This window comes from Streptomyces sp. GDS52, assembly GCF_052246875.1.
GTDB classification, from domain to species: Bacteria; Actinomycetota; Actinomycetes; order Streptomycetales; family Streptomycetaceae; genus Streptomyces; species Streptomyces cathayae.
On record NZ_CM125966.1, the window covers coordinates 3933326 to 3954202 of the forward strand.

Consider the following 20877-nt stretch of genomic DNA (forward strand, 5'->3'; position numbering starts at 1 on the left):
GGCACGCAAGGGGCACGGTGCCTACCAGGCCTATTCGTAGATCCGAGCGGCAGCCAGGGCACAGGCGAAGAACGTCCAGTCACCTTCGGGCGGCAGGTCGTGCCCGAAGGTCCGGTACCACCCCGGAGACGCAGCGACCCAGGCTCCCAGGAACCTGCCCAGCGTCGCGTTCTCCCACTGCTGGCCGGTTGGCTGCGTAGTCGGCACGAAGACGCGCCAGGAAGGCGCTGAAGGCCTCGCGATCGCCAATGTGATCGTCAGGCGCCAGGGGGCTCGTCATGACTGCGACCTCTAAGCGCCACGGCCCAGAGACGGCCCAAGCACAACAACAAGCCCCCTACTCGCGGAGAACCCGCAGGTAGGGGGCTTGTTCGTGGGGGCTTACTTCTTCTTGCCCTGGTTCTTGACCGCTTCGATGGCGGCCGCGGCGGCATCCGGGTCGAGGTAGGTGCCGCCGGGGTTGACCGGCTTGAAGTCGGCGTCGAGCTCGTAGGAGAGGGGGATGCCCGTCGGGATGTTCAGGCCCGCGATGTCGGCGTCGGAGACGCCGTCGAGGTGCTTGACCAGGGCGCGCAGGCTGTTGCCGTGGGCGGCGACCAGGACCGTGCGGCCGGTCAGGAGGTCGGGGACGATCGAGTCGAACCAGTACGGGAGCATCCGGACGACGACGTCCTTCAGGCACTCCGTGCGCGGACGCAGCTCCGGCGGGAGGGTCGCGTAGCGCGGGTCGTCGAACTGGGAGTACTCGGCGTCGGTGTCCAGCGGGGGCGGCGGGGTGTCGTAGGAGCGGCGCCACAGCATGAACTGCTCCTCGCCGAACTCCGCGAGGGTCTGCGCCTTGTCCTTGCCCTGGAGGGCGCCGTAGTGACGCTCGTTCAGGCGCCAGCTGCGGCTGACCGGGATCCAGAGGCGGTCGGCGGACTCCAGCGCCAGCTGCGCGGTGCGGATCGCGCGCTTCTGGAGGGACGTGTGGACCACGTCGGGCAGCAGGCCGGCGTCCTTGAGCAGCTCGCCGCCGCGTGTCGCCTCCTTCTCGCCCTTCGGAGTGAGGTTGACGTCCACCCAGCCGGTGAACAGGTTCTTCGCGTTCCAGTCGCTCTCGCCGTGGCGGAGGAGGATCAGCTTGTACGGTGCGTCGGCCATGGGTCCGAGCGTAATCGAAGCCATGAGCGGGCCGTGCCCCCCGCTCGACGGGCGGACCGTCGGTGGGAACCGTTAATCGAGTGGTGGACTCCTCCGGTTCCTTTGTAAGGTGTGCTCGCCGTTTCAGGTGCTTACATCGGGGGTTGCATGGTGTCCGTCGTCCGTGTCCGGCGTGCGGTGCGGGAGACCGTGTCCGGACTGCCCCCGGCGTTCTGGTGGTTGTGGACGAGCACTCTCGTCAACCGGCTCGGTGCCTTCGTCGCCACCTTCATGGCGCTCTACCTCACCCTCGACCGCGGCTACTCCGCCACCTACGCCGGTCTCGTCGCGGCCGTGCACGGACTCGGCGGGGTGATCTCCTCGCTGGGCGCCGGGGTGATGACCGACCGGATCGGCCGGCGGCCCACGCTGCTCATCGCGCAGGCCTCCACCGCCGTGTCCGTGGCGGCCCTCGGTTTCGTGCGCGACCCCGTCTCCATCGCCGCCGTCGCCTTCCTCGTCGGCATGGCCAGCAACGCGTCCCGGCCCGCCGTCCAGGCGATGATGGCCGACATCGTCCGGCCCGAGGACCGTATCCGCGCCTTCTCCCTCAACTACTGGGCCATCAACCTCGGCTTCGCCGTCTCCGCCACGGCTGCCGGGTTCATCGCCGAGTACAGCTACCTCGCCGGGTTCCTCGTCGAGGCCGTGATGACCATGGTGTGCGCCGTCGTCGTCTTCGTGAAGCTCCCCGAGTCGAAGCCCGTGCGGAGTGCCGAGGAGGCGCGGGAGGACTCCGTGGGGCTGGGGACCGTCCTGCGGGACGGACGGTTCATGGGGGTCGTCGGGCTCTCCTTCCTCGTCGCGCTGATCTTCATGCAGGGGTCCGTCGGACTGCCCGTCGCGATGGGCGCGGCAGGGTTCACCCCGGCCGAGTACGGCATGGCCATCGCGGTCAACGGTGTGCTGATCGTCGCGCTGCAGATCCCGGTGACCCGGTTCATCGAGCACCGGGACCCCGGACGGCTGCTGGTGATCTCCTCGCTCCTCGCCGGGTACGGCTTCGGCCTCACCGCCTTCGCCGGGTCGGTCGGCGTCTTCGCCCTCACCGTCTGCGTGTGGACGCTCGCCGAGATCGTCAACGCGCCCACCCAGACCGGGCTGGTCGTCCGGCTGTCGCCGGCCCACGGGCGCGGGCGCTACCAGGGCATGTACACGATGTCCTGGGCCGTCGCCGCGCTCGTCGCCCCGCTGATGTCGGGGTTCGTCATCGACCGGTTCGGGGCGCGGTGGCTGTGGGGCCTGTGCGCCGTCATCGGCACCGTGGCCGGCCTCGGGTACGGGCTGCTGATGCGTGGTCTGCCGACCGAGGAGACCGCGACCGGCGAGGAGAAGGCCGACGGGGGCAAGGCCGGCGGGGTTCAGCAGGCGCCGGAGGTCAGTGCTCCCTGAGGGGCGCCGCCTCCGGCTGGGTCCGGTCCGCCTACTGCACCATCAGCGGCACCGCGTGGATCTCGTCGGCCTTGTGGCCGGTGCGCTCGTGGATGCGTTGCACCGCTTCGGCGGAGGGTGCCTCCGAGAGACAGTAGATCGTGCCGGAGTCCGGGTCCGCCCAGGCCTGCCGGAAGTAGACGCTCTCCTCCTCCTGTATCGCGAGGTCGGCCTCATGCGCCTGCCGCAACTGGTCCGCCGTGATGCCCTGCATGCCGTGATGGATGTCCATGAACTGGGTCATGGCCGCGTACCTCCTTCCCACTCCGGGCCGTACGTACCGACTCGGGGCGTGCGTACTTCCATGCTGCGCCCGCACCGGCCGCCCGGCACACCGAAGGCCCCGGCGGTCGCCGGGGCCTTCGAACGGGCGTGCTCAACACTGGCAGGGGCTGCCCGACTGGCAGCCACAGCTGCAGCCGGAGCCGCAGCCGCACGCGGCGACCAGGGGCAGGCTCCTGATCTCGGCGGGCTGCTCCGTCTCCCGCTCCTGCGTGGGATCGGGCGTCGTGCCGGGGGAGCTGGGGGAATCGGCCATGGGTCCCTCCTCGAGACTGGCGCCGTGCCTATGTCCATTGGATGCCCGTTCCAGCGGGCGCATCAACGGCGCATCGGGGGCTCATGCGCGCTTTCGGCCGGTTCCCGCGCTCCCCCACGCGGTCCGGTCAGGCCTCCTGGGCCCCCGGCACCGGCTGGATGTCGGGCTGGACGTCCGGCTGGATCTCGTCCGCGTGCTCGCCCGTGACCAGGTAGACCACCCGCTTGGCGACCGAGACCGCGTGGTCGGCGTAGCGCTCGTAGTAGCGGCCCAGCAGCGTCACGTCGACGGCCGTCTCGATGCCGTGCTTCCAGCGGTCGTCCATCAGGTGCTGGAAGAGGGTGCGGTGCAGCAGGTCCATCTCGTCGTCGTCCTGCTCCAGCTGGAGCGCCAGGTCGACGTCCTTGGTGATGATCACCTCGGCCGCCTTGGCCATCAGGCGCTGGGCCAGCTGGCCCATCTCCAGGATGGTCGCGTGCAGGTCGTGCGGGACCGCGCGCTCCGGGAAGCGCAGCCGGGCCAGCTTCGCCACGTGCTGGGCCAGGTCGCCGGACCGCTCCAGATCGGCCGACATGCGCAGCGAGGTCACGACGATCCGCAGATCGGTCGCCACCGGCTGCTGGCGCGCCAGCAGGGCTATCGCACGGGCCTCCAGGTCGTGCTGCAGTTCGTCGACCTTCTGGTCGGCCTCGATCACGTGCTCGGCGAGCTTCAGGTCGGTGTCGAGGATGGCGGTCGTGGCGCGTCCGATCGCCGACCCGACCAGTCGGGCCATCTCCACCAGACTGTCGCCGATCGAATCCAGTTCCTCGTGGTACGCGTCCCGCATCAGGGTTCCTCTCGTACGTCTACTCGGGGCTTCGGGAGCCGGGCTCCCGTGGGGTTCCGGGGCGGGTGCTCCGCCACGCAGTCGACGGCGCGAACCCCGCGCGACCGACGGTGCGAAACTCCACGCTCCCACGTTCCGATCCTTACGCGTCCGGTTCCGCCACCCCAAATGAACCAACCCTGGCTCCAAGGTGAACTCTGAGCGACGAGTGTTTGAGCTTGTCCTCCCGTGGCTGTGGCCACTGCTCGGCGCATGCCTAACCTGGACACATGGACGTGAACGCGGCGGTCGCCGCAGCGGCGGCGATCGCCGGATTGCTCACCGGCGCCATCGCCGTGCTGGCGTTCCGCTTCAGCGAGCGCGAACAGCGGCGCCCCACGCGTTCCTCGCTGCACACGGACCCGGTGCTTCCGCCGGGCGTGGACACCGTGCTCTCCGTGCTGCGCTCCTCCGCCGTCGTCCTGGACGAGGCGGACGGCGTGGTCAAGGCCAGCTCCGCCGCGTACGCCCTCGGGCTGGTCCGCGGCGGCAAGCTCGCCGTGGAACCCATGCTGCAGATGGCCCGCGACACCCGGCGGGACGGCGAGATACGGCAGGTCGAACTGGATCTGCCCCGCCGCGGCACCGGGCGCGGCGAGGCCCTCGCCGTCTCCGCGCGGGTGGCACCGCTCGGCTCCCGGCTCGTCCTGCTGCTCGTGGAGGACCTCACCGAGGCCCGCCGCATAGAGGCGGTGCGGCGCGACTTCGTCGCCAACGTCAGCCATGAGCTCAAGACCCCCGTCGGCGCGCTCTCCCTGCTCTCCGAAGCCGTCATGGACGCCTCCGACGACCCCGAGGCGGTGGAGCGCTTCGCCGGCCGGATGCAGGGCGAGGCCATCCGCCTCACCAATCTGGTGCAGGAGCTCATCGACCTCTCCCGCGTCCAGAACGACGACCCGCTCGAGGACGCCGAACCCGTCCCCGTGTACGAACTGGTCGCCGAGGCCGTCGACCGCTGCCGCCACGCGGCGGGCACCAAGCAGATCACCATGGCCTCGAACGTGTGGGCGCCCGGCGGGCTCGAGGAGATCGAGGGGCGCGAAGGGCTCGCGGGGTCCGACCAGGAGGGCGGCGGGCAGCTGCCGAGCGCCGCCGACCTGCGCGTGTGGGGCAACCGCGGCCAGCTCGCCGCCGCCCTCGGCAACCTCGTCGAGAACGCCGTCAACTACTCGCCCGCCCGCACCCGGGTCGGCATAGCGGCCCGCAGGGTCGCCCAGTCGGGCGGGGCCCTGATCGAGATCGCCGTGACCGACCAGGGCATAGGGATCTCCGACAAGGAGAAGGAGCGCGTCTTCGAGCGCTTCTACCGCGTCGACCCGGCCCGCTCCCGCGCCACGGGTGGTACGGGTCTGGGCCTCGCGATCGTCAAGCACGTGGCCGCCTCGCACGGCGGGGAGGTCACGGTGTGGAGCGCCGAAGGCCAGGGCTCCACGTTCACCCTGCGGCTTCCCGAGGCCGCCGCGGCCCCCACCCGCGACCGCACCTCCCCGTCGTCCCGCCGGGACGAACCCGAAGACCTCGAGGACGAGGCCGGAGGGTCCACCCCCTCATCCCCCCGCACTTCCGATCCATCCGCGTACGAAACGCTTCCCTCCCCGGAGGTCCTTCCGTGACCCGAGTGCTCGTCGTCGAGGACGAGGAGTCCTTTTCCGACGCCCTGTCGTACATGCTCCGCAAGGAGGGCTTCGAGGTCGCCGTCGCGGCCACGGGGCCCGACGGCCTCGACGAGTTCGAGCGCAACGGCGCCGACCTCGTCCTCCTCGACCTGATGCTGCCCGGCCTGCCGGGCACCGAGGTGTGCCGCCAGCTGCGCGGCCGTTCCAACGTCCCCGTCATCATGGTGACCGCCAAGGACAGCGAGATCGACAAGGTGGTCGGCCTGGAGATAGGCGCCGACGACTACGTCACCAAGCCGTTCTCCTCGCGCGAACTGGTCGCCCGTATCCGCGCCGTGCTGCGCCGCAGGGGCGAGCCCGAGGAGGTCGCCCCCGCGGCCCTGGAGGCCGGTCCGGTCCGCATGGACGTCGACCGGCACGTGGTCACCGTGAGCGGTACCAAGGTCGACCTGCCGCTCAAGGAGTTCGACCTGCTGGAGATGCTGCTGCGCAACGCCGGGCGCGTGCTGACCCGGATGCAGCTCATCGACCGGGTCTGGGGCGCCGACTACGTGGGCGACACCAAGACCCTCGACGTCCACGTCAAGCGGCTGCGCGCCAAGATCGAGCCGGACCCGGGCGCACCGCGCTACCTGGTGACGGTCCGGGGGCTGGGCTACAAGTTCGAGCCCTGAGACCTCGGCCGGGCCACGGGCGGCCGTGGCCCGGCACCCGTGGCCGGCGTTTTCTTCGGTACGACGGTGGGCGGGATCCCTGCGCAGGGATCCCGCCCACCGTCGTGTGCGGCTGTGCCGCCGTTGTTCAGCTGCCGGCCGACTGGCTGGCCGAGGCCGCGTCGGACGGGGTGCCCGCCGGCTCCGAGGTCGCGGAGTCGTCCGGCGTGCCCGAGGCGTCGTCGGCGGGTGCGTCGGACGACTCCGCCGACGGTTGTGCCGGGGCGCCGGGCGCGGCCGGGATCTCGCTCGGGCCCCACTCGCTGAAGAAGGCCTCGGCCGGGTGGACGAACGCGCGCAGGCTCACGTCACCGGTCTTGCTGAAGGTGAACGTGACCGGCTGCGCGTTGCCGTCCTGGACGGCCTCACGGCTGCTGGGCAGGACGGCGGAGGCGTTGCCCGGGCCGCCGATGATGAGCGAGCCGCCGGCCGGGACGGTCAGGCTGCCGCCCTCGGCGGGGGTGAGCGCGACGGTCTTGCCGGTGCCGGGGAGAGTGATCGACTCCAGCGTCTGGTCGGTGCGGCCCTCGTTGAACAGGGTCGCGGCGACGACCGCCGGGCCCGTGGACTCGCGGTCCGGCTGGGTGACGACGATGGCGTTCTGGACCTTGATGTCGCCCACGGACGTCGCGGCGTTGTCCGGCTGGATCTGGAGGGACTGGGCGTTGTTGCCAGACGTGCACGCGGAGAGCGAGGCGACTGAGAACGCGATGGCGGCGGCGGCGATGGCACCGCGTCGAAGGCTGCTGCTCACGACGGCGGCAACTCCTTGACTCGAGCGAGCGGCGGCGACCGGTCGGCCGCCTTTAAGTGTCTGTCAGCGGCCTCAGGCTATCGAGCCGTTCCCGCGGACCCGCACCCGACCCTCCCTGTGAGGCCCGTGTTCCCCCGGGAAGGCGCGCGCGGACCGCGGCCGTCACTCGATCACCGGCCGTTTCCGCGAACGTCCACGGGGAGCGTGGCGGCTTGCGTAAGTGACTCGAGTAAGTGACTCGCCGGTCACTTCGGGCACGCACTCCTCCGACATTCACATAAGTGCGGCCGGGCTCGTCCGCGGCACCTTCTCGGAGAGGCGCGTATTTCGTGAAGGAATCCGGCGGCGGACCGGGAAATGCCGGGGCGGTCCGGAAATTGATCACCGGCCGCTCCTCCCGGAGGGCGTGTGATCAATTCCGGATTCGGCCGGAACCCTGCCGTGCACACCGAACGGAGTAGCGGAACTCGAGCGCCTGGGGGTGGACATATGGGTACGTTTCGCCACCTGCCGAGGCCTCCGGATGCGTGTACCGTACGCGTTTCCCTTGCCCTCGAGGGCCCCTCCGACCTGCGAATACATGCTTCCGCTCAGTGGTCACAGCACGTTCCTGATGCTGTTGTCAAGCCCCGAGAATGGCCCTGACCTGCGAAAACGTCATTCAGAACACGTCGTATCCGTGTTACCCTGGATAGCCACGGAAGGGGTACCTGTCACATGACGTTCAAGGTTGGCGACACCGTGGTCTATCCCCATCACGGGGCCGCGCTGATCGAGGCTATCGAAACTCGCCAGATCAAAGGCGTGGACAAGACCTACTTGGTGCTGAAGGTCGCCCAGGGTGACCTGACGGTGCGTGTGCCAGCGGACAATGCGGAGTTCGTCGGCGTACGTGATGTGGTCGGTCAGGACGGGTTGGACCGGGTCTTCGAGGTGCTGCGCGCACCGTACGCCGAGGAGCCCACGAACTGGTCCCGTCGTTACAAGGCAAACCTGGAGAAGCTCGCCTCGGGCGATGTCATCAAGGTCGCGGAAGTCGTGCGTGACCTGTGGCGTCGCGAGCGTGAGCGCGGACTCTCCGCCGGTGAGAAGCGCATGCTCGCCAAGGCGCGCCAGATTCTGGTCAGCGAGCTCGCCCTCGCGGAGAAGACCAACGAGGACAAGGCCGAGGCTCTCCTCGACGAGGTTCTCGCCTCGTAAGGCGAGACGGACGAAGCAGGCGGAGCTTTCACGTCGCCAGTACGTACATCGAAGTGCGTCGAACTGCCGCGGTGCCCGATGACGGATGTGATGTCGCCGGGCGCTGCGGCATGTCCGTATCCGGACAGCGCCCGTACCCCGCAGCCGGTCCGTGCGCCGCACCCCTGCGCCGTACACACCCGCTCGGTACGCCCCGCACATCCCTGCGCCGCGCACTCCGGTGCCGCACGCTCCTGTGCCGCACCCCGCAGTGCTTCCCGGTCCGTGCGCCGCGCCGGGAACGTGTCACCACGCGTGTCCCCGCCCCTGGCGTGCGGGTCCGGGCGGCCGGCCCGACCAGAGTCACGGAAGGGGCTGGTCAAGGCGGTACGCCCGGCACTCCCCCCGCTCCGGGAGCAGGGGCTACGCCCAGGCCATACCCACCCCGGCCCTGTCGTCAAACTCCCCGGGCCGAGCACACCAACCTGACAGGAACCGATGTCTGACGAACCCCTCCTTCCGCCGACGCCGAACCCCGTGTCCGGCCCCGTGTCCGACCCTGCGACCGGCCCTGCGACCGCCCGCACGGCGGCCGTGATCCCGGCCGCCGGCCGGGGCGTGCGCCTCGGACCGGGAGCCCCCAAGGCGCTTCGCGCGCTGGGCGGCACGCCCATGCTCATCCACGCGATCCGGGCGATGGCCGCCTCCCGCGCCGTCTCCCTGGTCGTCGTCGTGGCCCCGCCGGAGGGCGCCGCGGAGGTCAGGACACTGCTCGACGCGTACGCGCTGCCCGACCGCACCGACTTCGTCGTCGTCCCCGGCGGGGAGACCCGCCAGGAGTCGGTGAAGCTCGGCCTCGACGCCCTGCCGCCCGGCTTCGACATCGTCCTGGTGCACGACGCGGCCCGCCCGCTGGTTCCCGTGGACACCGTGGACGCCGTCGTCGCGGCCGTCCGCGAGGGCGCCCCCGCCGTGGTCCCGGCGCTGCCGCTCGCCGACACCGTCAAGCAGGTCGAGCCGGCCGCCCCCGGCGAGCCGGAGCCCGTGGTCGCCACCCCCGACCGGTCCCTGCTGCGCGCCGTGCAGACCCCGCAGGGCTTCGACCGGGCCACCCTGGTGCACGCGCACGAGACGGTGACCGACGACGTCACCGACGACGCGAGCATGGTCGAGCAGCTCGGCCGGACCGTCGTCACGGTCCCCGGCCACGAGGAGGCCTTCAAGGTGACCCGCCCCCTGGACCTCGTCCTCGCGGAGGCGGTCCTGGCCCGCAGGAGGCTCAACGATGGCTTCTGAACCCCTGACCTCCGAGCCCCTGGCCTCCGAGCCGGACTCCGCATCGGTCTTCGCGTCGGCCTCCGAGTCGCACCCCGAGCCCCTGCCGGTGCTCCCGCGGGTCGGCATCGGCACCGACATCCACGCCTTCGAGGACGGCCGGGAGCTGTGGTGCGCCGGCCTCAAGTGGGAGGGCCAGGGCCCCGGACTCGCCGGGCACTCCGACGCCGACGTCGTGGCCCACGCCGCCTGCAACGCCCTGTTCTCCGCCGCCGGCCTCGGTGACCTGGGACAGCACTTCGGCACCGGGCGGCCCGAGTGGTCCGGCGCCTCCGGTGTGACCCTGCTGACCGAGGCCGCGCGGATCGTGCGGGCGGCCGGCTTCCGGATCGGCAACGTCGCGGTGCAGGTCGTGGGGGACCGGCCCAAGATCGGCAAGCGCCGGGACGAGGCCCAGCAGATCCTCACCGAGGCCGCCGGCGCCCCGGTGTCGGTCTCCGGCGCCACCACCGACGGACTCGGGTTCCCCGGCCGCGGCGAAGGACTGATGGCCGTCGCCACCGCCCTCGTCGTCCACACCGGCTGACGCCCCGGGCCGGGAGGACGACACGGGCCGGTAAAGGGGCACGGGGCACCGTCCCGGGCCGACTACCCTGGAGGGGTGACCATTCGCCTGTACGACACCAACGCCCGGCAGATCCGTGACTTCACCCCGCTTCGGCCGGGGTGCGTCTCGATCTACCTGTGCGGTGCCACCGTGCAGGCGGCACCGCACATCGGGCACATCCGCTCGGGGCTGAACTTCGACATCATGCGCCGCTGGTTCGAGTACCGCGGCCTGGAGGTGACGTTCATCCGCAACGTCACGGACATCGACGACAAGATCATCGCGAAGTCCGCGGAGCAGAACCGTCCCTGGTGGTCCATCGGCTACGAGAACGAGCGCGCCTTCACCGACGGCTACCAGGTCCTCGGCTGCCTCCCCCCGACCTACGAGCCGCGCGCCACCGGCCACATCACCGAGATGGTCGAGATGATGCGCGGCCTCATCGAGCGCGGCCACGCCTACGAGGCCGACGGCAACGTCTACTTCGCCGTCACCTCGTTCCCCGAGTACCTGGAACTGTCCAACCAGGAGCTCGAGAACCTGCTCCAGCCCTCCGGCGAGGGCGAGACCGGCAAGCGGGACCCGCGCGACTTCGCCATGTGGAAGGCGGCCAAGCCCGGCGAGCCGAGCTGGGAGACACCGTGGGGCCGCGGGCGTCCCGGCTGGCACCTGGAGTGCTCGGCGATGGCCCACAAGTACCTCGGCACCGTCTTCGACATCCACGGCGGCGGCCTCGACCTGGTCTTCCCGCACCACGAGAACGAGATCGCCCAGGCCAAGGCCTACGGCGACGAGTTCGCCCGGTACTGGGTGCACAACGCCTGGGTCACCATGAGCGGCGAGAAGATGTCGAAGTCGCTCGGCAACAGCGTCCTGGTCTCCGAGATGGTCAAGCGCTGGCGGCCCATCGTGCTCCGCTACTACCTCGGCACCCCGCACTACCGCTCGATGATCGAGTACAGCGAGGACGCCCTGCGGGAGGCCGAGTCCGCGTTCGCGCGGATCGAGGGCTTCATCCAGCGGGTGGGCGAGCTGACCGGCACGCCCGGCGCCGTCGAGCCGGCCGCCGAGGTGCCGCCCGCCTTCGCCGAGGCCATGGACGACGACCTCGGCGTACCGCAGGCCCTGGCGGTGGTGCACACCACCGTCCGGCAGGGCAACAGCGCGCTGGCCGCCGACGACAAGGAAGCGGCCGTCGCCCGCCTCGCCGAGGTGCGCGCCATGCTCGCGGTCCTCGGCCTGGACCCCCTCGACGCGCACTGGGCCGGCGACGGCGACCGCGGCGAGGAACTGAACGGCGTCGTCGACACCCTCGTCCGCATGGTCCTCGACCAGCGCGAGGCCGCCCGCGCCCGCAAGGACTGGTCCACCGCGGACGCCATCCGGGACCAGCTCGGCCAGTCCGGGCTGGTCATCGAGGACGGCCCGCAGGGACCGCGCTGGAGCCTCGGCCCGCGCTGAGGCAGACGGGGGAGCCGCCCGGAACCTCCTGGTTCTCCGGGTTCCCCAAGATCGGGTTGTGCCGTCCGGGCCTTCGGACGGCACACTTCACAGACGTAACACACACGCACGCACGTGTGGGTGCCTGCGGACGGACGCACACCAGCCCGTACGCAGGACCGCACGGACGACTTCACGGAGACGGGTAGATCATGGCCGCGAACAACCGCCGCATGTCCGGCAAGAAGGGCGCGCAGGTCGGCAGCGGCGGCCAGCGGCGCCGGAGCCTGGAGGGCAAGGGGCCCACGCCCCCCGCCGAGATGCGCAAGGGGCACGCCAAGCAGCGCGCCGCCCAGGCGAAGGCGCGCCGCGCCGCCGGACGCGCCCCGCAGCGGCGCGGCGGCGGCCGCTCGACCTCGGAACTCGTCGTCGGACGCAACCCCGTCGTCGAGGCGCTGCGCGAGGGCGTGCCCGCCTCCACGCTGTACGTCCAGCAGTTCATCGACAACGACGAGCGGGTGCGCGAGGCGCTCCAGCTCGCGGCCGAGCGCGGCGGCATCAACCTCATGGAGGCCCCCCGCCCCGAACTCGACCGGATGACCAACGGGCTGAACCACCAGGGCCTGGTCCTCCAGGTCCCGCCGTACGAGTACGCGCATCCGGAGGACCTCGTCGCGGGCGCCCACGACGAGGGCCGGGACCCGCTGATCGTCGCCCTCGACGGAGTCACCGACCCGCGCAACCTGGGCGCCGTCGTCCGCTCCGTCTCCGCCTTCGGCGGCCACGGCGTCATCGTCCCCGAGCGACGGGCCGCCGGGATGACCGCCGGTGCCTGGAAGACCTCCGCCGGCGCCGCCGCCCGTACGCCCGTCGCCCGCGCCACCAACCTGACGCGCGCCCTGGAGGCGTACAAGAAGGCGGGGATCACGGTCGTCGGGCTGGCCGCCGACGGGGAGGCCGAGATCGGCGAACTGGACGCGCTGGCGGGCCCGGTCGTGATCGTCGTCGGCAGCGAGGGCAAGGGACTGTCCCGACTGGTCGGCGAGACCTGTGACGTCCGGGTGCGGATCCCGATGCCGGGCGGCGCCGAATCGCTCAACGCCGGTGTGGCGGCCGGAGTCGTGCTGTACGAGGCGGCACGCCGCCGGGCCTGAACGGGCGTTCGACGCCATCACCCACACGGGGTGTTCCGGGTGGTCCGGACGAGCTTGACGGGGTCCGGACACATCCGGCGCGTCAAGGCAGTGTCCTATGACCACGTCACTCGGTTAGATGAGTGTGGACACCAGAACACCCCGCACACCCACGGGGGACCGTTCGTCGGGAATCGACGACGCTCCCGCGCTGAGCATGGTGAAGGTGCCGAGCGATCCGGCGCAGATCATCGTCAATCACGCCAGTTTCCGCGTGCAGTTGGGCGTCTCGGCGCGACGCGCCCGGTCCCCGCGGATCGCACGGCACTTCAGCGTCACCCAGGGCGCGCCCCGCATCCCCGTCGTCACCACCATGGGTGCCCCGGGCGGGGCCGCGCCCCGGCGGCGCCCCGTCGTCTGGAGCGGTCGCTCCGCCCCCGACGACACCGGCGCGCACCGGCTTCTCCAGGCCGTGCGCCACGAAGGCGTCCGTCACCCGGAGGAACCGCTCACCGACGCCGGAGCGACCCGGGTCGTCCCCCGCGTCGGCGAGGGGTACGGGAGCGAGGGGTACGGCTACGCCGACGACCCGGCCGACACCCAGCCCATCGAAGTGCCCGTCATCGGCTCCCAGCGCAGCCACGGCGGCGCACCGCCCCTGCTGCCCCCCATGCGCCCCGTCGGCAGCGCCTACGACGAACCGTCCTACGGCGGCTACGGCGGCTACGGGGACTACGGCTACGACGAGCACGGTTACGACGAGCGTGGCTACGACGAGCACGGTTACGGCGACCGGCCCGATGCCGACCGGCCCTACGACGAACAGGGCGGCGGCACCGGCGAGTTCGAGGGCGCCGCCGGCCACCGGGCCGACGGCCGGAAGTCCGGCGGCCGCCGGGCCAGGCGCCCGGGCGACGACCCGGCCCGGCACGCCTACTATCCCGGCCGCCGGATGAACCTCGGCGTCGTCCTGCTCCCGCTGCGCGTCGTCCTCGGCTTCATCTCCCTCTACGCCGGCATGGGCAAACTCTGCGACCCCGTCTACTTCGACGGCGGCACACGCGGCTCCATGGTGACGTGGCTGAACACCCTGCACCCCTGGGAAGTCGCCCAGCCGCTCCAGCAGTTCGCCCTCGCGCACCCCGTCGGCGCCGGACTCGTCATCGCCTTCCTCCAGGTCATCGTCGGCGTCCTGACCGTCCTCGGCTGCTGGCAGCGCGTCGCCGCCGTCGTCGGCGCCGTGCTCTCCGCCGCACTGCTGGTCACCGTCAGCTGGAAGAGCGTCCCCGTCTACGACGCGCCCGACATCATCTACCTCGCCGCCTGGTCCCCGCTGGTCATCGCCGGTGCCCCCGTCTACTCCGTCGACGGCCGCCTCGTCGCCCGCGCCTGGCGCCGTCTCGGCCCCCGTACCGACCTGTGGGACCTGCGCCGCTACGTCCTGCGCCGCGGCACCCTGATCACCGTCGTCGTCTGCGGGCTCACCCTGCTCGTCGGCTCGCTGCTCGGTGGGGCCGTGCGTGACTCCGACCGCGTGGTCGTCCCCGGGCCCGGCGAGGCCCCGCGCAACGAACTGCCCGGCTCCCCGCTCCCGGAGAAGCCCGGCAGGAGCAGGCAGGGGACCCCGTCCGCCTCCACCTCGCCCAGCCAGAGCGCCTCCGCCGGGACGACCGACCCGACCGACGGCACCGCCGGTACCGCCGGCACCGGCGCGACCCGGGACACCGGCGGCGCCGTCACCGGCGCGCCCAGCCAGACCCAGGGCACCGTCGGTGAGGCCCCGCCCCAGCAGTCCTCCCCGGTCGACCAGGCCCCGAGCACCAGCTCCGGCCCCACCTCCGGCGGCGGCACCACGGGCGGTGGCGGCGACGGCGGCACCCCGAGCGACAGCGGCGGGGACGAGGCCCCGTCCCCCGAGGAGCCCGGCCGGCTCGTGGGCGGCCTCCTGGGGTAGCCCGTCCGCGCGCTGACGACGACGGGGTCCCGCACGGTGATGTGCGGGACCCCGTCGTCGTGTCCGGCGGCGGTCGTGTCCGGTGGCCGTCGGGTCCGGGTGGCGGTGGTGTCCGGACGGGGGATCAGCGGTTCTGGGAGGCCAGCTCCTTCGACGCCTCGGTCAGGTCCTTCGCGGTGTCGATCGCCCGCCAGTAGGAGCCCTGCGGGATCGGGAACCCGGCCAGCCGGCGCTCACGGGCCAGCCGCGGGAACGTCGTACGCTCGTGGTCGCCACGCTCCGGCAACAGGTCGGCGAACCCGGGGGAGAAGACGTACACGCCCGCGTTGATCTCGACCGTCGACGGCGGGGCCTCGATGAAGTCGGTGATGTGACCGAACCCGTCGGTCTGCACGGCACCCCACGGAAGGCGCGGGCGGGCCAGGGCGAGGGTCGCGACGGCGTCCCGCTCGGTGTGGAAGTCGGCCATGTCGCGCAGCGAGAAACGGGTCCAGATGTCACCGTTCGTGGCGTACCAGGGCCGGTCCGGGTGCGGGAGGCGGGCGGCGGCGTACTTCAGACCGCCGCCGCGGCCGAGCGGCTCCGTCTCGACGACGGTGGTGACGGAGAGGGGCAGATCGGCGCTCTCCAGCCACTTCTGCAGCACCTCGGCGAGATGGCCGCAGGAGACCACCACGTCCGTGACGCCCTCCTCGGCGAGCCAGGAGAGCTGATGGCCGATGATCGGGGTCCCCGTACCGGGGATCTCGACCATCGGCTTGGGCCGGTCGTTGGTGTACGGACGAAGCCGGGAACCCTGGCCGCCGGCCAGGACGACGGCTTGCACGGGCCGCGACGCGGCGCTCGGATCGGTCATGATCGCACTGTACGTGGCAGCCGAGGGACCGGGCGGGCCGGGCGGCAGGCCCTCTCCCGCGGGCCTTGGTGCCGGGCCTTGGCGCGGGCTGCGGTGCCGGGCCGTGCTGCCGGGCTGCGGTGCCGGGCGGTGCTGCCGGGCCCCGGGCGGGCTCAGCCGTGGGCGGCGAGCACCCCCGACGCGAAGGAGGTGTCGCAGACCGGACGGGCGAAGGACTGGGCCTTGGTGGAGCCGTACATCCGGACCGCCTCCCTGCCCAGCGCACGTGCGATCGACGTGCAGTGCCGCGCCAGCGACGGACGGTCGTTCACCGCCTGCTGGAGATGGGTGAGGACGACGCCCGGGTTCTCCCTCCGCAACTCGACCAGGAGCGTGTCCCGCAGCACCTCGTGCGGGGCGCGCGCGGCGCCGCGAGAGGACGCGCCGGCCGAGGACGCGCCGGACACGGCCGTGTCCGCGGCGGCGAGCACCGGGCTCGAAGGGCTCCCCGACCAGTTGACGTGGGCGACCGCGAGGGTCCCGGAGAACACCAGGACGACGGGCAGGACGAAGGCGAGGGTGCGGCCGACCCGGCGGGCGGGGCCCCGGCCGCTTCGCGTCTGAGGCGTAGTGGAGTGCTTCACGCGTGTGAGAGTAGCGTCCAGTGATGGAATGGGGGCATTCAGTCACTGGTTCGGGTGACATGGGCGGCACGTTCCCTGGGTAGCGCGTTGACGCACACTGCTCGAAAAGCTCCGAATGTCGGGGTGTTCGTCGACAGTACGGGCGCATTGCAGAGGGCCCCGCAGCGGTCTGCGGGGCCCTCTTCATCAAGTCGGGTGAATCACCCGGGGTGGTGCGACGGTCCGGTCACGGCTCTCAGTCGGACAGGCGCGCGCCGGACGACGTCGAGAACACGTGCGTCTCACCGGACCGCGGCACGACGTGCAGCGTGCTGCCCTTCTCCGGCACGTTGCGGCCGCCGACGCGGACGACGAGGTCCTTGGACTCGCCGCCGACCTCGGTGGTGCCGTACACGAACGCGTCGGAGCCCAGCTCCTCGACCACGTTCACGGTGACCGCGAGACCCTGGTCGGACTCGGCACCGGCCACGTCGAAGTGCTCGGGGCGGACACCGACGGTGACGGTCTTGTCGGTGGCGGCGGCCAGCGCGTCACGGTCCACGGCCACCACCGAGTTGCCGAACTTCACGCCACCGTCCGTGATGGGCACCTCGACGAGGTTCATCGCGGGGGAGCCGATGAAGCCGGCCACGAAGAGGTTGGCGGGCCTGTCGTACATGTTGCGCGGGGTGTCGACCTGCTGGAGCAGACCGTCCTTGAGGACCGCCACCCGGTCGCCCATGGTGAGGGCCTCGACCTGGTCGTGGGTCACGTACACCGTGGTGATGCCGAGACGGCGCTGCAGGCTCGCGATCTGGGTGCGGGTGGAGACACGGAGCTTGGCGTCCAGGTTGGACAGCGGCTCGTCCATGAGGAACACCTGCGGCTCACGCACGATGGCGCGGCCCATGGCGACACGCTGACGCTGACCGCCGGAGAGCGCCTTCGGCTTGCGGTCCAGGTACTCCGTCAGGTCGAGGATCTTCGCGGCCTCTTCGACCTTCTGCCGGATCTCCGCCTTGTTGACGCCGGCGATCTTGAGCGCGAAGCCCATGTTGTCGGCGACCGTCATGTGCGGGTACAGGGCGTAGTTCTGGAACACCATGGCGATGTCCCGGTCCTTCGGCGGCAGGTGCGTGACGTCGCGGTCGCCGATGCGGATGGCGCCGCCGTTCACGTCCTCGAGCCCGGCGAGCATGCGGAGCGAGGTGGACTTGCCGCAGCCGGACGGGCCGACGAGCACGAGGAACTCCCCGTCCTCGATGTCGATCTCGAGCGCGTCCACGGCGGGCTTGGTCGAACCGGGGTAGATCCGGGTCGCCTTGTCGAACGTGACAGTGGCCATGGTGAATGGGCCCCCTTCTACCGGCAGGAACGTGCCGGACGATCCGAGTAGGAAGGTGGTGCCACGACGGGATGTTCCGTTGTGGTTCCGAGTGGTGCAGTCCACGGAAGCGAACTGGCACAGGACGGTACCCGCGTTCACCTGATCTGTCAGTACCCGAGGTCATGTGAACTTCGCGGAAACTTTCGCCGGCCGGTGTCGCCGGCCGGTGTCACCGCCCGGCCGCGTAACGCTCGGCGAGCACCGCCACGGCCTCCGCGACCGCCTGCCGCAGCCCCGGCGGACCGAGCACCTCCGCCTCGGTGCCCAGCCGGAGCAGATCGCCGACGGCGACCGCCTCCGACTCGACGGACAGCTCCACCTCGACCCGTCCCGCGCCGTCCGGCGGCCCCGCGTCCCGCAGCGCCCGGACGCCCGCCGCCCCGAACTGCATCGGCAGCAGCTTCTGTCCGCGGGGCGAGAGCCGCAGCCGCGCGGTGCCCTGCCGCAGCGCCCCCTCCAGCCGCCGGGAGGACTCCGCCCAGTACGCGGCGAGAGCGAACCCGGCGGGACGGGTGAACACCTCACCCGCCTCCTCCACCGCCTGGAAACGCGACACCCGGTAGGTGCGCACGATGCTCTCGGAGCTCTCGGAGCTCTTGGGGGCCTCGGAGTTCTCGGGGGCCCCGGCCAGCGCCACGAGGTACCAGATGCCGCCCTTCAGCACGAGCCCCAGGGGGCGGACCTCCCGGTGCACCTCGCCCCGCCAGCGCCGGTAACGGGTGCGCAGCACCCGCCGCTCCCACACCGCTCCGGCGATCCGTTCCAGGTGCGGCACCGGGTCCGCGTCGCGGAACCAGGCGGGGGCGTCCAGGTGGAACCGCTCACGCACCCGGCGCGCCTGCTCCGCGAGCGCGCCGGGCAGGGCGGCCTCAACCTTCAGCTGGGCACTCGCCAGTACGGCCCCCAGACCGAGGTCCCCGGCCGGCCCCGGCAGCCCGGCCAGGAACAGCGAACCGGCCTCCGCGTCGGTCAGCCCGGTCAGCCGGGTGCGGTACCCCTCCATCAGGCGGTAGCCGCCCTCCGGCCCGCGCTCACCCCGGACCGGCACCCCGGCCGCGCCGAGCGCCTCGACGTCCCGGTACACGGTGCGCACCGACACCTCCAGTTCCGCCGCGAGTTCGGGGGCGGTCATCAGTCCGCGGTTCTGCAGCAGCAGGAGCAGGGAGAGAAGCCGGTCGGCGCGCACGGGAGGCATTCTCCCGCGCCCCGGCCGTACCTGACAGGAGATGTCAGGTACGGCTCCCAGGATGGTCCCGCCGGGCCGCCGCGGCACGACCCTCGCCGACGGCACGACCGAACACGACAGAAGGAGCCCCCCATGCCCACCACCCGGACCACCGGCCACTTCACCTTCGCCGACTGGAAGGAGGCCCCCGTGGGCCCGGAGGACACCCACCCCCGGCTCGCCCACGCCACCGTCACCAACGCCTTCACGGGCGGCATCGAGGCCGAGTCCACCACCTGCGACTACTCCATCTCCTACCTGACCGCCACGACCGGCTCCTTCGCGGGAATGGAACTCCTCCGCGGCCGCCTCGACGGGCGCGAGGGCACCTTCGTCGTCGAGGAGCGCGGACGCTTCGACCCCGACGGGACCGTCCACTGCTCCTTCGAGGTCGTCGAGGGCTCGGGCACCGGCGAACTGGCCGGACTGCACGGCACCGGAGAGTTCACCTACCGGCACGGGGAGACGAAGGTGCCGTACACCTTCGCGTACGGCCTGGAGTGAGCGGGCCGGGCCCGCCGCCCTCAAGCGCGTGGCCCGGCGAAAGCCGCTCTGTGTACAGTGGACCCGCCCTCGCGCGTTCCGCGCGTGCGCGGCGCCTCCTTAGCTCAGATGGCCAGAGCAACGCACTTGTAATGCGTAGGTCGTCGGTTCGAATCCGACAGGGGGCTCCACTGAGAACCCCAGGCCGCATAGTTTGTGGCCTGGGGTTCTCTGTTGCTCGGGGCACGGCGCGTCCCACGACGGGGTGCCGGCTCTACTCTTCGGGCTTCTTCCACCGGGCCTTCTTCTCGCCCTCGGCACCGCGCAGGGCCGTTCAGGAAAGCAGGAACGCCGCACCCGCCGGTTGCGCCTGCCCGGAGAGCTGCGGCAGCGCGCGTGCCGAACCACGTCGTTCGGCACCCGGACGAGAGCGTGGTCCTGGGACGGTGGGTACGTGGGGTACGAGGCCGCTCATCGACCCCGACGAGGAGCGCGTGGCGCCGCGACGGGCCCTCAGGTCGTCAGCATGACCCCGGCGTACGCTGCGGCCGCGACGACCAGCCACGAACCCAGGCCGAGCAGTGCCATCCGCGGGCCGCCGGAACGGGCCAGGGTCGGCAGGTGCACGGCGCTGCCGAGGCCGAGCAGGGCGGCGGCGAGCAACAGTTCCTGCACGGTGTCCGCGGCGTCGAGCACTCCGCTGCCGAGCAGTCCGGTGCTGCGCAGTACGACCATCGCCAGGAATCCCACGACGAACAGGGGCAGCAGGGCGGGCCGGCGGCCGTCGCCGCCCGCGGGGTGCCCGGCGTTCTTGCGGCGGCGGCTCAGTGCCACTCCCGCGACGAGCGGCGCCAGCATCGCGACCCGGATCAGCTTGACCAGGACCCCCTCGGTCAGCGCCTGCGGCCCGGCGGTCCGGGCGGTGGCGACGACCTGCCCGACATCGTGCACACTGGCGCCGGCCCAGCGCCCGAACTCCGTCGCGTCCAGGCCGAGTGGGGTCTTGAGCAGCGGCAGTACGGCGATGGCGAGGGTGCCGCAGAGCGTCACCAGGGCGACCGACGAGGCGACCTCCGCTTCGTGCCGCTTGTCGTCCTTGTCCTTGCCGAGCATGCCGCTGACCGCGCCGATCGCGGAGGCGCCGCAGATCGAGTAGCCGGTGGCGACGAGCAGCGACAGGCCGTCGGAGAGGCCGATCCTGCGGCCCAGCCACTGCGTCCCGAAGAACGTGACCAGGACGACGCCGACCACCATGACCAGGGTCTGCCAGCCGAGTCCGGCCACGTCGCCGAGACTCAGTTTCAGGCCGAGCAGCACGATGCCGAGCCGCATCAGCCGCTTGCCCGCCATGGACAGGCCGGGCCGGGCGGCACCGTGTACGAGAGGAGCGACTCCCGGCAGATGCGCCACGACGACGCCGAGCACGACGGCCGCGGTGAGCACCGGTACGGCGGGCACCAGCGCGTGCACCCCGAAGGCCGCCGCCACGCCGATGGCGGCGAGCGCGAGGCCCGGCACGACGCTTTCTTCATGCGGGGCGGCGGGGGGCGGGGCGCGGTGCACGGACGTGCGGCGTTCGGGGCCGGAGAGAACCATGGCTTTCAGCGTGCGCCGGGTGGGCGGTGCCCACTAGA

General features: G+C 71.8%; 21 protein-coding genes and 1 tRNA gene. 11 read left to right on the forward strand and 11 right to left on the reverse strand.

The genetic code is table 11. From position 1 onward, the window contains the following. Nucleotides 1-30: 30 nt before the first annotated feature. Both ACTWJ9_RS17990 and ACTWJ9_RS17995 read right to left on the reverse strand, forming a co-directional pair. Complete coding sequence (locus tag ACTWJ9_RS17990; RefSeq protein WP_443294427.1) at nucleotides 31-207, reverse strand: DUF7660 family protein; 177 nt, start codon at nucleotides 205-207, stop codon at nucleotides 31-33. A gap of 174 nt (nucleotides 208-381) precedes the next feature. Beyond that, the gene (locus tag ACTWJ9_RS17995) at nucleotides 382-1143 is read right to left on the reverse strand and encodes a phosphoglyceromutase (protein ID WP_279335252.1); all 762 of its coding nucleotides are present in this window, start codon (nucleotides 1141-1143) and stop codon (nucleotides 382-384) included. Nucleotides 1144-1290: 147 nt separating this feature from the next. Here ACTWJ9_RS17995 and ACTWJ9_RS18000 point away from each other — a divergent pair, with 147 nt between their 5' ends. Then, nucleotides 1291-2574, forward strand: a complete 1284-nt coding sequence (locus tag ACTWJ9_RS18000) for an MDR family MFS transporter (RefSeq protein WP_443294428.1) — start codon at nucleotides 1291-1293, stop codon at nucleotides 2572-2574. A gap of 31 nt (nucleotides 2575-2605) precedes the next feature. On the opposite strand, the gene ACTWJ9_RS18005 is transcribed toward ACTWJ9_RS18000, so the two are convergent. From ACTWJ9_RS18005 to phoU, 3 genes are all read right to left on the reverse strand, one after another. After that, entirely contained in the window at nucleotides 2606-2857 is a 252-nt protein-coding gene (locus ACTWJ9_RS18005; protein WP_279335254.1) for an SCO4226 family nickel-binding protein, read from the reverse strand. A gap of 132 nt (nucleotides 2858-2989) precedes the next feature. Continuing rightward, on the reverse strand, nucleotides 2990-3151 hold the full coding sequence (locus tag ACTWJ9_RS18010; RefSeq protein WP_279335256.1) for a hypothetical protein: 162 nt from the start codon (nucleotides 3149-3151) through the stop codon (nucleotides 2990-2992). Nucleotides 3152-3278: 127 nt separating this feature from the next. Next, entirely contained in the window at nucleotides 3279-3980 is a 702-nt protein-coding gene (gene phoU / locus ACTWJ9_RS18015) for a phosphate signaling complex protein PhoU (protein ID WP_279335257.1), read from the reverse strand. A 269-nt stretch (nucleotides 3981-4249) separates the two neighbouring features. Here phoU and ACTWJ9_RS18020 point away from each other — a divergent pair, with 269 nt between their 5' ends. Both ACTWJ9_RS18020 and ACTWJ9_RS18025 read left to right on the forward strand, forming a co-directional pair. After that, on the forward strand, nucleotides 4250-5632 hold the full coding sequence (locus ACTWJ9_RS18020; protein ID WP_279335258.1) for a sensor histidine kinase: 1383 nt from the start codon (nucleotides 4250-4252) through the stop codon (nucleotides 5630-5632). Continuing rightward, a complete protein-coding gene (locus ACTWJ9_RS18025) occupies nucleotides 5629-6309 on the forward strand; it encodes a response regulator transcription factor (RefSeq protein WP_042168908.1) in 681 nt (226 codons plus the stop codon). Before ACTWJ9_RS18020 ends, ACTWJ9_RS18025 begins: the two co-directional genes overlap by 4 nt. Nucleotides 6310-6436: 127 nt before the next feature. Here the strand turns inward: ACTWJ9_RS18025 and ACTWJ9_RS18030 are convergent, their stop codons facing one another. Continuing rightward, complete coding sequence (locus tag ACTWJ9_RS18030; protein ID WP_279335259.1) at nucleotides 6437-7102, reverse strand: DUF461 domain-containing protein; 666 nt, start codon at nucleotides 7100-7102, stop codon at nucleotides 6437-6439. A 717-nt stretch (nucleotides 7103-7819) separates the two neighbouring features. Between ACTWJ9_RS18030 and ACTWJ9_RS18035 the strand changes: the two genes are divergently transcribed. The 6 genes from ACTWJ9_RS18035 to ACTWJ9_RS18060 all read left to right on the forward strand — a co-directional run bounded on the left by ACTWJ9_RS18035 (nucleotide 7820) and on the right by ACTWJ9_RS18060 (nucleotide 14690). Beyond that, a complete protein-coding gene (locus ACTWJ9_RS18035; RefSeq protein WP_042168913.1) occupies nucleotides 7820-8302 on the forward strand; it encodes a CarD family transcriptional regulator in 483 nt (160 codons plus the stop codon). Between the two features lie 477 nt (nucleotides 8303-8779). After that, on the forward strand, nucleotides 8780-9577 hold the full coding sequence (gene ispD, locus ACTWJ9_RS18040; RefSeq protein ID WP_279335260.1) for a 2-C-methyl-D-erythritol 4-phosphate cytidylyltransferase: 798 nt from the start codon (nucleotides 8780-8782) through the stop codon (nucleotides 9575-9577). Beyond that, on the forward strand, nucleotides 9567-10142 hold the full coding sequence (gene ispF / locus ACTWJ9_RS18045; protein WP_387038142.1) for a 2-C-methyl-D-erythritol 2,4-cyclodiphosphate synthase: 576 nt from the start codon (nucleotides 9567-9569) through the stop codon (nucleotides 10140-10142). Before ispD ends, ispF begins: the two co-directional genes overlap by 11 nt. A gap of 75 nt (nucleotides 10143-10217) precedes the next feature. Next, on the forward strand, nucleotides 10218-11624 hold the full coding sequence (cysS, locus tag ACTWJ9_RS18050; protein WP_279335261.1) for a cysteine--tRNA ligase: 1407 nt from the start codon (nucleotides 10218-10220) through the stop codon (nucleotides 11622-11624). A gap of 191 nt (nucleotides 11625-11815) precedes the next feature. Further along, nucleotides 11816-12757 carry a 23S rRNA (guanosine(2251)-2'-O)-methyltransferase RlmB gene (rlmB, locus tag ACTWJ9_RS18055; protein ID WP_279335262.1) on the forward strand — a complete coding sequence of 314 codons (942 nt, stop codon included), beginning with the start codon at nucleotides 11816-11818 and terminating at the stop codon, nucleotides 12755-12757. Between the two features lie 118 nt (nucleotides 12758-12875). Beyond that, a complete protein-coding gene (locus ACTWJ9_RS18060) occupies nucleotides 12876-14690 on the forward strand; it encodes a DoxX family protein (RefSeq protein ID WP_443294429.1) in 1815 nt (604 codons plus the stop codon). A 124-nt stretch (nucleotides 14691-14814) separates the two neighbouring features. On the opposite strand, the gene ACTWJ9_RS18065 is transcribed toward ACTWJ9_RS18060, so the two are convergent. The 4 genes from ACTWJ9_RS18065 to ACTWJ9_RS18080 all read right to left on the reverse strand — a co-directional run bounded on the left by ACTWJ9_RS18065 (nucleotide 14815) and on the right by ACTWJ9_RS18080 (nucleotide 18730). Continuing rightward, complete coding sequence (locus ACTWJ9_RS18065) at nucleotides 14815-15546, reverse strand: nucleotidyltransferase family protein (RefSeq protein ID WP_443294430.1); 732 nt, start codon at nucleotides 15544-15546, stop codon at nucleotides 14815-14817. A 152-nt stretch (nucleotides 15547-15698) separates the two neighbouring features. After that, nucleotides 15699-16169 carry a hypothetical protein gene (locus tag ACTWJ9_RS18070; RefSeq protein WP_279335265.1) on the reverse strand — a complete coding sequence of 157 codons (471 nt, stop codon included), beginning with the start codon at nucleotides 16167-16169 and terminating at the stop codon, nucleotides 15699-15701. 235 nt (nucleotides 16170-16404) lie between these two features. Further along, on the reverse strand, nucleotides 16405-17493 hold the full coding sequence (locus ACTWJ9_RS18075) for an ABC transporter ATP-binding protein (protein WP_279335266.1): 1089 nt from the start codon (nucleotides 17491-17493) through the stop codon (nucleotides 16405-16407). A 211-nt stretch (nucleotides 17494-17704) separates the two neighbouring features. Next, nucleotides 17705-18730, reverse strand: a complete 1026-nt coding sequence (locus ACTWJ9_RS18080) for a helix-turn-helix transcriptional regulator (protein WP_443294431.1) — start codon at nucleotides 18728-18730, stop codon at nucleotides 17705-17707. A gap of 123 nt (nucleotides 18731-18853) precedes the next feature. Between ACTWJ9_RS18080 and ACTWJ9_RS18085 the strand changes: the two genes are divergently transcribed. Both ACTWJ9_RS18085 and ACTWJ9_RS18090 read left to right on the forward strand, forming a co-directional pair. Further along, nucleotides 18854-19264, forward strand: a complete 411-nt coding sequence (locus ACTWJ9_RS18085) for a DUF3224 domain-containing protein (RefSeq protein ID WP_279335268.1) — start codon at nucleotides 18854-18856, stop codon at nucleotides 19262-19264. Between the two features lie 93 nt (nucleotides 19265-19357). Continuing rightward, a tRNA-Thr gene (locus ACTWJ9_RS18090) sits at nucleotides 19358-19434 on the forward strand. A 322-nt stretch (nucleotides 19435-19756) separates the two neighbouring features. On the opposite strand, the gene ACTWJ9_RS18095 is transcribed toward ACTWJ9_RS18090, so the two are convergent. After that, nucleotides 19757-20839 (reverse strand): YeiH family protein, encoded by a 1083-nt coding sequence (locus ACTWJ9_RS18095; protein ID WP_387038153.1) that lies wholly within the window; start codon nucleotides 20837-20839, stop codon nucleotides 19757-19759. Nucleotides 20840-20877 lie beyond the last annotated feature (38 nt).